Source organism: Anoxybacillus ayderensis (genome assembly GCF_013761015.1).
GTDB classification, from domain to species: Bacteria; Bacillota; Bacilli; order Bacillales; family Anoxybacillaceae; genus Anoxybacillus; species Anoxybacillus ayderensis.
Genome location: NZ_JACDUV010000006.1, coordinates 179,815 through 192,010 on the forward strand (window position 1 = coordinate 179,815; position 12,196 = coordinate 192,010).

Sequence of the window (12,196 nt, forward strand, 5' to 3'; positions counted from 1 at the left end):
AGGATTTATGGCAGCACAAATCATTAACGGTTTTGAACTAGCGAAAGAAAAACGCGCACAATTAGCAAAAGAAGTCGAGCAGTTAAAACAACAAGGCATTGAGCCCGCATTAGCGGTCATCCTCGTTGGAGATCATCCCGCTTCACAATCGTATGTAAAAGCGAAGCAAAAAGCATGTGAAGAAATTGGCATTCGCTCGATTTTACTTACTTTTCCAAGCGACATATCTGAGGAGTTTTTGCTAGAGCAAATCGCTCGTTTAAATGAAGACCAATCGGTGCACGGTATTTTAGTTCAATTGCCGCTACCAAAACAAATGAATGAACTACATATCATTGAAGCGATTGCGCCAGAAAAAGATGTCGATGGGTTTCATCCGCTAAATATTGGACGAATGATGACGGGGCAGAAAACGTTTTTGCCTTGTACACCGTACGGCATTTTATATATGGTTCAATCTTTGCAAGTCGATATTGCGGGAAAACATGTCGTTGTTGTCGGTCGCAGCAATATCGTCGGTAAACCGGTTGGACAGCTGTTTTTACGCGAACATGCAACGGTCACATATTGTCATTCGCGCACAAACGATTTAGCGGCGATCACGCGCCAAGCGGATATTTTAATCGTCGCCGTCGGCAAACCGAAGCTCATTACATCACCATATGTGAAAGAAGGAGCAATTGTGATCGACGTTGGCGTCAATCGATTAGAAAGCGGAAAATTGTGTGGGGATGTCGATTTTGACGATGTAAAAGAAGTAGCAAGCTACATTACTCCGGTGCCAAAAGGAGTTGGACCAATGACGATTACGATGTTGTTGCACAACACGATACAAGCTGCGCGGGAACTACATAAATAAGCGAGGTTATTTTTGTGGCAGAAATGAGATATGTAACAGTTGCAGCGTTAACGAAATACATTAAACGGAAATTTGAAGTTGACCCTCATTTGCAAGATTTATGGATTAAAGGGGAAATTTCAAACTTTACATATCATTCGCGTGGGCATATGTACTTTACTTTAAAAGACGAACAAGCGCGCATTCAAGCGGTCATGTTTGCGGGATATAATCGACAGTTAACGTTTAAGCCGGAAAATGGAATGACTGTACTTGTCCGCGGTGAAATTTCTGTGTATGAGCCGAGCGGAACGTATCAAGTATATGTAAAAGAGATGCAGCCAGATGGTGTTGGCGCGCTGTATTTAGCATATGAGCAATTAAAAAAGAAACTAGAACAAGAAGGATTATTTGCTAAGGAACATAAAAAGCCGATTCCGAAATTTCCGCAACATATTGGCGTGGTGACCTCGCCAACGGGAGCGGCCATTCGCGATATTTTAACGACGATTCGTCGCCGTTATCCGCTAGCGAAAGTCATTTTGTTTCCGACGCTCGTTCAAGGGGAACAAGCTCCGTTATCGATCGTTCAATCGATTCAAAAAGCGAATGACATCGGATATATCGACGTGCTCATCGTCGGTCGTGGTGGCGGCTCGATCGAAGAGCTTTGGGCGTTTAATGAGGAAATTGTGGCGCGGGCGATTTTTCATTCGCGCGTTCCGATTATTTCTGCTGTCGGACATGAAACGGATTATACGATCGCTGACTTTGTTGCCGATTTGCGAGCACCGACGCCAACGGGGGCAGCAGAGCTTGCTGTGCCGCATATCGCTGATTTGCTTTCGCGTGTATCGGACCAACAAGCTCGCCTCATTCGAGCGATGAAAGAGCGAATGAACGCGGAACAAAAACGGCTGCAATCGTTACGTTCATCGTATGCGTTTCGCTATCCGAAACGGTTATATGAACAAAAAGAACAACAGCTAGATATGCTTGTTGATCGATTGCAAAGACAAATGAACGATATGTTCAAACAAAAAGAACATAAGCTTCAACAATTGCAGCTTACGTTATTTGCTCATCATCCACAATCGCGAGTCGAAAAAGCGGTCGATCGTGTCCGCACGTTAGAACAGACGATCGTTCGCTATATGAACGATATAATCAAACAAAAAAAATGGTCGCTTGCCACGGCGATGGGAAAACTTGATGCGCTCAGTCCACTAAAAATTATGGAGCGCGGATATAGCCTCGCATACGATGAGCAGGAAGCGCTCATTAAGACAGTGAAACAACTGCAAAAAGGGGATCGCGTTCATATCCGTTTTCAAGATGGACGTGCACATTGCATTGTTTCGAATATTGAGGAGGAAGAAGTATGACATTTGAGGAAGCGATGAGTAAACTTGAAGAAATTGTGCAAAAGTTAGAAGAAGGGGACGTTCCGCTAGAAGAAGCGATTCACTTTTTCCAAGAGGGAATGAAATTGTCGAAGTTTTGTCATGACAAACTACAACAAGTAGAAAAGCAAATGGAATTTATTTTACGAGAAGATGGACAGCTTGAACCGTTTACGGTGCAGGAGGAGTAAACATTGGAATCGTTATTGCGACAATATAAATCACAAATCGAACAGCAGCTTCCGGCGTATATTGAATCGTTACAAGCGCCTCAAACGATCAAAGAGGCGATGTTATATTCGTTGCAAGCAGGTGGAAAACGCATTCGTCCTCTTTTATTACTTTCTACGTTACATGCGTTTCAGAAGCCAGTACACATCGGCATGCCAACTGCCTGTGCGCTCGAAATGATTCATACGTATTCGCTCATTCATGATGATTTGCCAAGTATGGATAACGACGATTTACGGCGCGGTAAGCCGACAAACCATAAAGTGTTCGGTGAAGCGAACGCCATTTTAGCGGGCGACGCGCTGCTGACATACGCTTTTCAAGTTGTAGCAGATGACAAAGCGATTTCACCAGATGTAAAAGTTCGTCTTATTTCGGAATTAGCGAAAGCCGCTGGACCGGAAGGAATGGTCGGGGGACAAGTAGCTGACCTTGAAGGCGAAGGGAAAACGATTAGTTTGCAGCAACTAGAATACATTCACCGCCATAAAACGGGAAAGTTGTTGCAATACAGCGTTCGGGCAGGTGCAATATTAGGAGAAGCAACGGAACGACAATTAACATTGTTAACAGCGTTTGCCGATCATCTCGGTTTAGCGTTTCAAATTCGTGACGACATTTTAGACATTGAAGGAGACGAGCAAAAAATCGGGAAAAAAGTAGGAAGCGACATCGAAAATGATAAATCGACGTATCCTTCTCTTTTGACGCTTGATGGAGCAAAGAAAAAACTTCATGACCATATGAAAGAAGCGCGCACACTTCTTCACGAAGCTGAAATCGATGCACCGCTATTACATTACATTTGCGATGTCATCGAAACGCGCGATCATTAATAGCATTGAGGAAAGAAGCAACATGTGATATAGTGGAAAAGAAATGTTAGCCGTTCACACGTTCGTGTAAGCGGCTCTTTTTTGCGTGTAAACATGTTTGCTTGTATAATTAAAAATACAAAAAGCTGTATGATATAAGTTGTGATAGCTTACATGAAAGAGAGTGGTCGCGTTGGATGTTACAGCGATTCAAAATCCGAAATTTTTAAAGCACATGTCAAACGAACAGCTCGTTCAATTAAGTGAGCAAATTCGACAATTTTTAATCGAAAAATTATCAAAAACAGGTGGACATATTGGACCGAATTTAGGGGTCGTCGAATTGACGATTGCGCTCCATAAAGTGTTCGACAGCCCAAAAGATAAGCTCATTTGGGACGTTGGACATCAATCGTACGTGCATAAAATTTTAACGGGGCGTGCAAATCAGTTTGATACGTTGCGGCAATATAAAGGGTTATGTGGTTTTCCGAAACGAAGTGAAAGTGAACACGACGTATGGGAAACGGGGCATAGCTCGACGTCGTTGTCCGCAGCCATGGGAATGGCGATTGCGCGCGATTTAAAAGGGACGGACGAATATATCGTTCCGATTATTGGAGATGGAGCATTAACAGGCGGAATGGCACTAGAAGCGTTAAACCACATCGGACACGAGAAAAAAGACATCATCGTTATTTTAAACGATAACGAAATGTCGATTGCTCCAAACGTCGGTGCGCTTCACAACGTGCTTGGGCGTCTGCGTACAGCAGGGAAGTACCATTGGGTAAAAGATGAATTAGAAATGTTATTAAAGAAAATTCCAGCTGTCGGTGGAAAGCTTGCAGCAACAGCGGAACGAGTGAAAGATAGCATTAAGTATTTGCTCGTTTCAGGCGTGTTTTTTGAAGAGTTAGGTTTTACGTATTTTGGACCGGTGGATGGTCATCATTTTGAAGATTTATTTGAAACTTTACATTATGCGAAAAAGACGAAAGGGCCTGTTCTTGTTCACGTCATTACGAAAAAAGGAAAAGGGTACCACCCAGCAGAAAACGATAAAGTGGGAACGTGGCACGGAACGGGACCGTATAAAATTGAAACGGGTGATTTCATCCAATCCAAGCAGTCTGCTCCTTCTTGGAGCGCGCTCGTTAGCGAAACGGTGCGTAAATTAGCGCGCAAAGATCCGCGCATTGTTGCCATTACACCAGCCATGCCGGTTGGATCAAAATTAGAAGGGTTTGCAAGTGAATTTCCAGAGCGCATGTATGACGTCGGTATCGCTGAACAACATGCGGCGACGATGGCTGCCGGTTTAGCCACGCAAGGGATGAAACCGTTTTTGGCGATTTATTCAACTTTTTTACAACGTGCGTATGACCAAGTCGTTCACGATATTTGTCGCCAAAACTTAAACGTGTTTCTTGGAATCGACCGAGCGGGGCTTGTTGGTGCTGATGGAGAAACGCATCAAGGAGTGTTTGATATCGCCTTTTTACGTCACATTCCAAACATCGTATTAATGATGCCAAAAGATGAAAATGAAGGGCAACATATGGTATATACAGCCATTCAATACGATGACGGACCGATTGCGATGCGTTTTCCGCGTGGCAACGGTCTCGGTGTGCCGATGGATAAACAATTAAAAAACATTCCGATTGGCACATGGGAAGTGTTGCGTGAAGGAACAGACGCTGCCATTTTAACGTTTGGTACGACGATTCCGATGGCACTTCAAGCGGCTGAGCGTCTAGCGAATGACGGCATTTCTGTACAAGTTGTCAATGCTCGTTTTATTAAGCCGCTAGATGAACAAATGTTGCACACGTTACTACAAAAAAATATGCCATTACTCACGATTGAAGAAGCAGTGCTTCAAGGCGGATTTGGTAGCGCGGTGCTCGAATTTGCTCATGATCATGGATATCATGGAGCGACCATTGATCGAATGGGTATTCCGGACCGTTTTATTGAACATGGTGGCGTGTCGCAACTTCTAGAAGAAATTGGATTGACGACAGAACATGTGATGGAACGCATTTGTTTATTAACTCCGAAAAAAAGAAAAAGGGCATGAGAGATGAAAGGGAAGAAAGAACGTTTAGATGTATTGCTTGTCGAACGTGGATTGGCTGAAACGCGTGAAAAAGCGAAACGGGCGATTATGGCCGGTCTTGTATATTCGAATGAAATGCGGCTTGATAAACCGGGAGAAAAAGTACCTGTTGACATTCCGCTGACGGTGAAAGGACATGCGATCCCATATGTCAGTCGCGGGGGACTGAAACTCGAGAAAGCGTTACGAGCGTTTTCGCTTCATGTCGAAGATAAAGTGATGCTCGATATTGGTGCATCGACCGGTGGGTTTACAGACTGTGCGTTGCAAAACGGGGTAAAGTTGTCGTACGCTCTTGATGTCGGATACAATCAGCTCGCGTGGAAACTGCGTCAAGATGAGCGTGTTGTTGTAATGGAGCGGACAAACTTCCGCTACGTGACGCCGAGCGACTTTCAGCACGGCTTGCCAAACTTTGCAACAATTGACGTGTCGTTTATCTCATTAAAGCTCATTCTCCCTGTTTTAAAGACGATTTTAGTGCCGCATAGCGATGTTGTCGCTTTAGTCAAGCCACAGTTTGAAGCGGGAAAAGAGTTCGTTGGAAAAAAAGGAATCGTTCGCGATGCGCGCGTTCACGTCCACGTGCTGCATACGATTACGGCATTTGCTCAACAAGAAGGGTACGATATCATCGGATTAACGCACTCGCCGATCACAGGCGGTGGTGGCAATATTGAATTTTTACTTCATTTACGTTGGGAAGGCAAAGAAGTAGGAGAAAATCGCTTGACGGTTTCTCCAGAAGAAGTTGTTGCTAGGGCGCATGACGAACTGAAAGAAAATAAAGAACATGCGGGGGAATAACGATCGGTTATTCCCTCTTGTTTGCCCGTCTATCGTTCGGTAACATAGAAGTATAAATATGCATATGTTATACACGCGAAAGAGGTGTTTTCGTTGAATAAAGGACAACGTCATATTAAAATTCGTGAAATTATTTCAAATCATGAGATTGAAACACAAGATGAACTTGTTGATATGTTGCGCAAAGAAGGCTTTAACGTGACACAAGCAACCGTGTCTCGAGACATTAAAGAACTTCATTTAGTGAAAGTCCCAATGATGGATGGGCGGTATAAATATAGCCTACCTGCCGATCAACGGTTTAATCCGCTGCAAAAATTAAAGCGAGCGTTGATGGATGCATTTGTGAAAATTGATGGAGCTGGTCATTTGCTTGTCATGAAGACGTTGCCGGGCAATGCGCATGCCATTGGTGTGCTTCTTGATCATTTAGAGTGGGATGAAATTGTTGGAACGATTTGTGGCGATGATACGTGTTTAATTATTTGCCGCACGCCAGAAGATACAGAAGTCATTTCTAAACGATTGTTGGACATGCTGTAATAAAGGTGTGAATGTGACATGTTAGCAGAGTTATCCATTAAAAATTTTGCGATTATTGAATCGCTCTCGCTTTCGTTTGAAAAAGGATTAACGGTTTTAACAGGGGAAACGGGAGCGGGAAAATCGATTATTATTGATGCGATTCATTTATTAATTGGCGGACGAGGTTCCGCAGAGTTTGTTCGATACGGGGAAACAAAAGCGGAAATTGAAGGATTGTTTTTGCTTGAACAAGATGACCATCCGTGTTATAGCAAATGTGCGGAACTCGGCATCGATATAAGCGACGGCATGATTGTGCTTCGACGGGAGCTAACAGTAAACGGAAAAAGCGTTTGCCGGGTCAATGGAAAATTAGTAACGATTGCGACGTTGCGCGAAATTGGTTCAACGCTCGTCGATATTCACGGGCAACATGAGCATCAAGAGTTGCTCGATGAAAGTAAACATTTACACTTATTAGACGAATATGGGGGCGAGCATATTCGTGATGCGTTAGAAGAATACGGAGCATTATATGCTACATATGAACGAGTGAAGCGCCAACTGCAAAAATTAAATGAAAATGAGCAACAAATGGCACATCGATTAGATTTGTTAACATTTCAGTTAGATGAAATTCAAAAAGCAGATTTGCAAATAGATGAAGATGAACGGCTGATGGAAGAACGCCGAAAAATCGTTAACTTCCAAAAAATATACGAGGCGTTACAAAGCAGTTATGAGGCGCTTTATGGGGAGCAACGTGGACTAGATTGGATTGGATTAGCGATGAACCATTTAGATCATGTGAGCGATATCGATGCATCAGTGAAACGAGCTCAAGAAGTTGTATCGAATTGTTATTACTTGTTAGAAGAAGTCGCTCATCAACTACGTGAACAGTTAGATCAGTTAGAATACGATCCGCTTCGACTTGACGAAATTGAAAGTCGCTTAAATGAAATTAATCATTTAAAACGAAAATACGGTCAAACGGTGCGTGACATTTTAGAGTACGCTGCAAAAGTGGAAGAAGAAATTGAAACGATTCAACATCGCGACGATCATATTCATAAATTACAGACTGAACTTCAATCCATTACGGCTGATTTGCTCGTTGAAGCGAAACATATTAGCGAATTGCGCATGCAATATGCGAAACAACTCATCGATGACATTCATCAAGAGCTAAAAGATTTATACATGGAAAAAACGACGTTTGATGTCGTTTTTCGAAAACGTCAAGGATCGTACGATGATCCGCTGCTCGATGGAACACCTGTCAAGTTGCAGGCAAACGGAATGGATGAAGTTGAGTTTTACATTTCGACAAACCCTGGAGAACCGTTAAAGCCGCTTGCGAAAGTGGCATCGGGTGGGGAGTTATCGCGCATGATGCTTGCTTTGAAAAGTATTTTTTCTAAACATCAAGGTGTGACATCCATTATTTTTGATGAAGTAGATACAGGAGTAAGTGGGCGCGTCGCTCAAGCCATTGCGGAAAAAATTTATCGCGTCGCACGTCATTCTCAAGTATTATGCATTTCGCACTTGCCGCAAGTTGCAGCGATGGCAGATACGCATTTATTTATCGCAAAAGAAACGATCGATGGACGGACAAAAACAACTGTCGAGGCGTTAAACGAAGAAGAAAAAATTAACGAAATAAGCCGGATGATTTCTGGGGTGGAAATTACGGAACTGACGAAACAGCATGCACGTGAGTTGTTACAATTAGCGGAAAAAATCAAAAATGAAACAGTATGAATACCAACATTGGCATTGTTTTTTCGTTTTATTCGGTTATATTTCATTTGTTTCAGGCAACATTAAATAGTGTAGGATTCGGTGTGTACGTAGGAACGAGGAGAGTGAAGACTTTGGATTTTGACAAATTAAGAAAAGGAATAGGTGCATTTCTCCTTGTTTCTTTTATCGTTCTAAGTATGGCAACACCATTTCAAAAATATGTAAACATTCCGAAACAACTTATGTTATTTCAAGGACAAACGGCTCATGTACCTGTATTTGGTTCTGTTCAAACGATAACGACAGGCGCTGTTTCTGTTCAGCAAAAAGAAAAATTAGCGATTAGTGGGGAACATGTCGGAGAAAGCGATGTCATTTTACAAATGGCAGGATTCCCGATTAAACAAGTAAACGTAAAAGTATTACCGGATTTTAAAGTCGTTCCTGGCGGTCAATCGATTGGTGTGAAATTAAATACAGTTGGAGTTCTTGTCGTCGGCCATCATTTAGTGGAGACGGAACAAGGAAAACAATCCCCCGGTGAAACGGCTGGCATTCAAGTCGGAGACGCCATTACACATATCAATGGAAAAAAAATCGAAAAGATGACAGATGTCTCTCCGTTTATTGAAGAAGCGGGGAAAACAGGCAAACCTTTACGACTCACTGTTGCGCGTGATCGTCATACGTTTGAAACGACCTTGACCCCATTAAAAGATAAACATGATCAAGCGTATCGCATCGGATTGTACATTCGCGATTCAGCGGCAGGAATTGGAACGATGACGTTTTTTGATCCGAAATCAAATATATACGGGGCGCTCGGACATGTCATTTCTGATATGGATACGAGAAAGCCGATCGTCGTTCGTGATGGAACGATCGTCAAATCGACGGTAACGGCCATTGATAAAGGGAGAAATGGAAGTCCAGGTGAAAAATTAGCGAGATTTTCAAGCGATAAACAAGTGATTGGTGACATTAAAACAAACAGCCCGTTCGGTATTTTCGGTAAGCTTTCACAGCCGATTCAAAACGGTATTTTTGATAAACCGATGCCGATTGCTTTATCGACAGATGTGAAAAAAGGACCGGCAAAAATATTAACCGTCGTCGAACAAGATCGTGTCGAGGCGTTTGATGTTGAAATCGTGAGTGTTACTCCGCAAAAATTCCCTGCGACAAAAGGAATGGTCATTAAAGTGACCGATCCACGTTTGTTAGAAAAAACAGGTGGTATCGTTCAAGGGATGAGTGGGAGCCCGATTATTCAAGATGGAAAACTCGTTGGGGCTGTGACGCATGTATTTGTCAACGATCCGACATCTGGGTACGGTGTGCACATTGAATGGATGTTGCACGAAGCCGGAATTAACATTTATGATAAAAGCGAACAAAAAGCGAGCTAATATTGGCTTGCTTTTTGTTTTTCCACGCAATTTGTCATATTTTATCATGACACGGCGTAAACATGTAGTGTAAAATGAAAGAAAAAACGTGCACACGTGTTTTATGAAAAATATAAATTATTTGACTAATTTTGCAAAGAAAAAAGGATTTTTGTCCATTGCGTCGAATTAAGCACGTATGTGACAAAAGATCATTGCTTTAGGGAGGAAGATTTCGTGAGTACAATAAAAGTTTGCATTGTAGATGATAACCGAGAATTAGTGCATTTGCTTGAAGAATACATTACAAGCCAAGGAGATATGGAAGTCATTGGCGTTGCATATAACGGGCAAGATTGCTTGCAATTGTTGCGCGATCGCGATCCAGATGTTCTCGTTCTCGACATTATTATGCCGCATTTAGACGGTTTAGCTGTGCTAGAAAAGTTGCGCATGATGAAACAGCCATTGCCAAACGTCATTATGTTAACGGCGTTTGGACAAGAAGATGTAACGAAAAAAGCGGTTGAACTCGGCGCTTCCTACTTTATTTTAAAGCCGTTTGATATCGAACATTTAGTGAATCAAATTCGTCAAGTATGTGGCAAAAAACCAGCGGTATTCAAACGACCGCTTCTTTCGCCAATTCGCGACGGCAAGCCAAAAAATTTAGATGCGAGCATTACAAACATCATTCACGAAATTGGTGTCCCAGCCCATATTAAAGGATATTTATATTTACGCGAAGCGATTGCGATGGTGTATAACGACGTCGAGTTGCTCGGATCGATTACAAAAGTTCTTTATCCAGACATTGCGAAAAAATATAATACGACAGCTAGTCGCGTAGAGCGAGCGATTCGTCATGCGATTGAAGTGGCATGGAGCCGCGGAAACTTAGAATCCATTTCTTCTTTGTTCGGCCATACGGTCAGCATGTCAAAAGCGAAACCGACAAACTCAGAATTTATTGCGATGGTTGCAGATCGGTTAAGACTTGAACATAAAGCAAGTTAAAAAAGGTAGTCGGGCGACTACCTTTTTTGTTGCTCGTTTTTTTCGACTTCAAGCAATTTTTGGACTAATATGTGCTGAGGCATGTGCATAATTTGTTCCAGCGGCACGTTCAATGCTTTAGCGAGCTTTTGCGCTGTTTCTAACGAAATTTGTAACGGTCGCATGAGTTCCACTCCTTTCATATGTTAAGTATAAAACGTTTTTAAAGGTGGGAAAAGGATGACACATATTTTTGCTCATCGCGGTTCAGCTGGGACGCATCCAGAGAATACAATGGCCTCTTTTATAGAAGCAGCACGTGTTCATGCGGACGGGATTGAACTTGATGTACAACTTTCAAAAGACGGAGTCGTCGTCGTCATTCATGATGAAACAGTCAATCGGACGACAGACGGAACAGGATGGGTTGGACAAATGACGTATCGGCAATTACGAAAATTAAACGCCAACTATAAATTTAAACAATACGGATTTTGTCCGATTCCGTCGTTACAAGAAGTGCTTGAGTGGGCACAACAAACGTCGTTGCTTATTAATATAGAATTAAAAAACAATCTTGTACCTTACGAACGACTAGAAGAAAAAACAATTGAACTTGTCGAGCAGTATCGTTTAGCATCGCGCGTCATTTTTTCATCGTTTAACCATGAAAGTATGGCAACATGTCATCAATTAGCTCCTCATATTGAAACAGCGCTACTATATATGGAAAAATTGCATCAGCCGTGGGATTATGCCCATACTTTACACGCTTTGGCGCTTCATCCGTATCATCGCGCTGTAGATCGATTGTTTGTTGAAGCAGCTCATGCCAATCAATTGCTCATTCGTCCTTTTACAATCAATAAAGAAGAACAGATGAAAACGATGTTTCAATATGAAGTTGATGGGATATTTACAGATTTTCCCGAAAAAGCAAAAAACGTGCGCGAAAAAACGCTTCGATCATTGTGAATCGAAGCGTTTCTTTTTTTGAAAACGTGGTTGCACTTTGTTTCGTTTTCGATCGCGGTGCAAAATAAATCCTGCAATAAAGCTAAGACCGATGATAAAACAAAATAAACCGAGCAAAAATTGAATGACAAGTGAAGGGATCGGTGCGTGTAAAATGCCAAACACCGTATCGCGCATCCATTTAATCCCTAGCGCTGCGATAAATCCTGGAATTAGTAAAATAAGTAGGGCGATCATTCGCTGCATAAAACAAAACCCTTTCCATTCGTTCTGTTTTCATCATAAATGTTTTTGTTTGTTTGTCAAGAAGAGAAAAACAATGTATGATGAAAGCGTCTGCAAAA

The 12,196-nt window shown here is 42.3% G+C and carries 13 protein-coding genes; 11 read left to right on the plus strand and 2 right to left on the minus strand.

All coding sequences use genetic code 11. The annotated features are described in order from the left end of the window. Window positions 1-7 precede the first annotated feature (7 nt). The 10 genes from folD (at window position 8) to spo0A (ending at window position 10,898) form a co-directional block, all read left to right on the plus strand. Window positions 8-859 carry a bifunctional methylenetetrahydrofolate dehydrogenase/methenyltetrahydrofolate cyclohydrolase FolD gene (gene folD / locus HNR63_RS10330; protein WP_085788952.1) on the plus strand — a complete coding sequence of 284 codons (852 nt, stop codon included), beginning with the start codon at window positions 8-10 and terminating at the stop codon, window positions 857-859. A gap of 14 nt (window positions 860-873) precedes the next feature. Next, window positions 874-2,223 (plus strand): exodeoxyribonuclease VII large subunit, encoded by a 1,350-nt coding sequence (xseA, locus tag HNR63_RS10335; protein WP_343047719.1) that lies wholly within the window; start codon window positions 874-876, stop codon window positions 2,221-2,223. Continuing rightward, a complete protein-coding gene (locus HNR63_RS10340; protein ID WP_009373880.1) occupies window positions 2,220-2,432 on the plus strand; it encodes an exodeoxyribonuclease VII small subunit in 213 nt (70 codons plus the stop codon). The genes xseA and HNR63_RS10340 overlap by 4 nt, the downstream gene beginning before the upstream one ends. A 3-nt stretch (window positions 2,433-2,435) precedes the next feature. Then, window positions 2,436-3,308 carry a polyprenyl synthetase family protein gene (locus HNR63_RS10345; RefSeq protein ID WP_181520641.1) on the plus strand — a complete coding sequence of 291 codons (873 nt, stop codon included), beginning with the start codon at window positions 2,436-2,438 and terminating at the stop codon, window positions 3,306-3,308. A gap of 172 nt (window positions 3,309-3,480) precedes the next feature. Then, window positions 3,481-5,373 carry a 1-deoxy-D-xylulose-5-phosphate synthase gene (gene dxs, locus HNR63_RS10350; RefSeq protein WP_085789622.1) on the plus strand — a complete coding sequence of 631 codons (1,893 nt, stop codon included), beginning with the start codon at window positions 3,481-3,483 and terminating at the stop codon, window positions 5,371-5,373. Window positions 5,374-5,376: 3 nt separating this feature from the next. Continuing rightward, window positions 5,377-6,219: a TlyA family RNA methyltransferase gene (locus tag HNR63_RS10355; protein ID WP_181520642.1), complete on the plus strand. Its 843-nt coding sequence runs from the start codon at window positions 5,377-5,379 to the stop codon at window positions 6,217-6,219. 93 nt (window positions 6,220-6,312) lie between these two features. Beyond that, the gene (ahrC, locus tag HNR63_RS10360) at window positions 6,313-6,762 is read left to right on the plus strand and encodes a transcriptional regulator AhrC/ArgR (protein WP_021095256.1); all 450 of its coding nucleotides are present in this window, start codon (window positions 6,313-6,315) and stop codon (window positions 6,760-6,762) included. An 18-nt stretch (window positions 6,763-6,780) separates the two neighbouring features. Then, a complete protein-coding gene (gene recN, locus HNR63_RS10365; RefSeq protein WP_181520643.1) occupies window positions 6,781-8,511 on the plus strand; it encodes a DNA repair protein RecN in 1,731 nt (576 codons plus the stop codon). A 113-nt stretch (window positions 8,512-8,624) separates the two neighbouring features. Then, the gene (gene spoIVB, locus HNR63_RS10370) at window positions 8,625-9,902 is read left to right on the plus strand and encodes a SpoIVB peptidase (RefSeq protein ID WP_181520644.1); all 1,278 of its coding nucleotides are present in this window, start codon (window positions 8,625-8,627) and stop codon (window positions 9,900-9,902) included. Window positions 9,903-10,118: 216 nt separating this feature from the next. Continuing rightward, window positions 10,119-10,898, plus strand: a complete 780-nt coding sequence (gene spo0A / locus HNR63_RS10375) for a sporulation transcription factor Spo0A (RefSeq protein ID WP_009373870.1) — start codon at window positions 10,119-10,121, stop codon at window positions 10,896-10,898. A gap of 17 nt (window positions 10,899-10,915) precedes the next feature. Here spo0A and HNR63_RS10380 read toward each other — a convergent pair whose 3' ends face one another. Further along, the gene (locus HNR63_RS10380; protein ID WP_021095259.1) at window positions 10,916-11,062 is read right to left on the minus strand and encodes a YycC family protein; all 147 of its coding nucleotides are present in this window, start codon (window positions 11,060-11,062) and stop codon (window positions 10,916-10,918) included. A 55-nt stretch (window positions 11,063-11,117) separates the two neighbouring features. On the opposite strand from HNR63_RS10380, the gene HNR63_RS10385 reads away from it, so the two are divergent. Next, window positions 11,118-11,852, plus strand: a complete 735-nt coding sequence (locus HNR63_RS10385) for a glycerophosphodiester phosphodiesterase (protein WP_181520645.1) — start codon at window positions 11,118-11,120, stop codon at window positions 11,850-11,852. Here HNR63_RS10385 and HNR63_RS10390 read toward each other — a convergent pair. Continuing rightward, a complete protein-coding gene (locus HNR63_RS10390; protein ID WP_021095261.1) occupies window positions 11,844-12,098 on the minus strand; it encodes a DUF2627 domain-containing protein in 255 nt (84 codons plus the stop codon). The two genes, HNR63_RS10385 and HNR63_RS10390, sit on opposite strands and share 9 nt — an antisense overlap. Window positions 12,099-12,196: the final 98 nt, after the last annotated feature.

What these genes read in the sequence shown, in the direction of transcription:
- HNR63_RS10385 (WP_181520645.1), top strand. Translation starts at nt 11,118, where the DNA reads ATGACACATATTTTTGCTCATCGCGGTTCAGCTGGGACGCATCCAGAG.
- HNR63_RS10390 (WP_021095261.1), bottom strand. Translation starts at nt 12,098, where the DNA reads ATGCAGCGAATGATCGCCCTACTTATTTTACTAATTCCAGGATTTATC.
- HNR63_RS10380 (WP_021095259.1), bottom strand. Translation starts at nt 11,062, where the DNA reads ATGCGACCGTTACAAATTTCGTTAGAAACAGCGCAAAAGCTCGCTAAA.
- HNR63_RS10355 (WP_181520642.1), top strand. Translation starts at nt 5,377, where the DNA reads ATGAAAGGGAAGAAAGAACGTTTAGATGTATTGCTTGTCGAACGTGGA.
- recN (WP_181520643.1), top strand. Translation starts at nt 6,781, where the DNA reads ATGTTAGCAGAGTTATCCATTAAAAATTTTGCGATTATTGAATCGCTC.
- HNR63_RS10340 (WP_009373880.1), top strand. Translation starts at nt 2,220, where the DNA reads ATGACATTTGAGGAAGCGATGAGTAAACTTGAAGAAATTGTGCAAAAG.
- folD (WP_085788952.1), top strand. Translation starts at nt 8, where the DNA reads ATGGCAGCACAAATCATTAACGGTTTTGAACTAGCGAAAGAAAAACGC.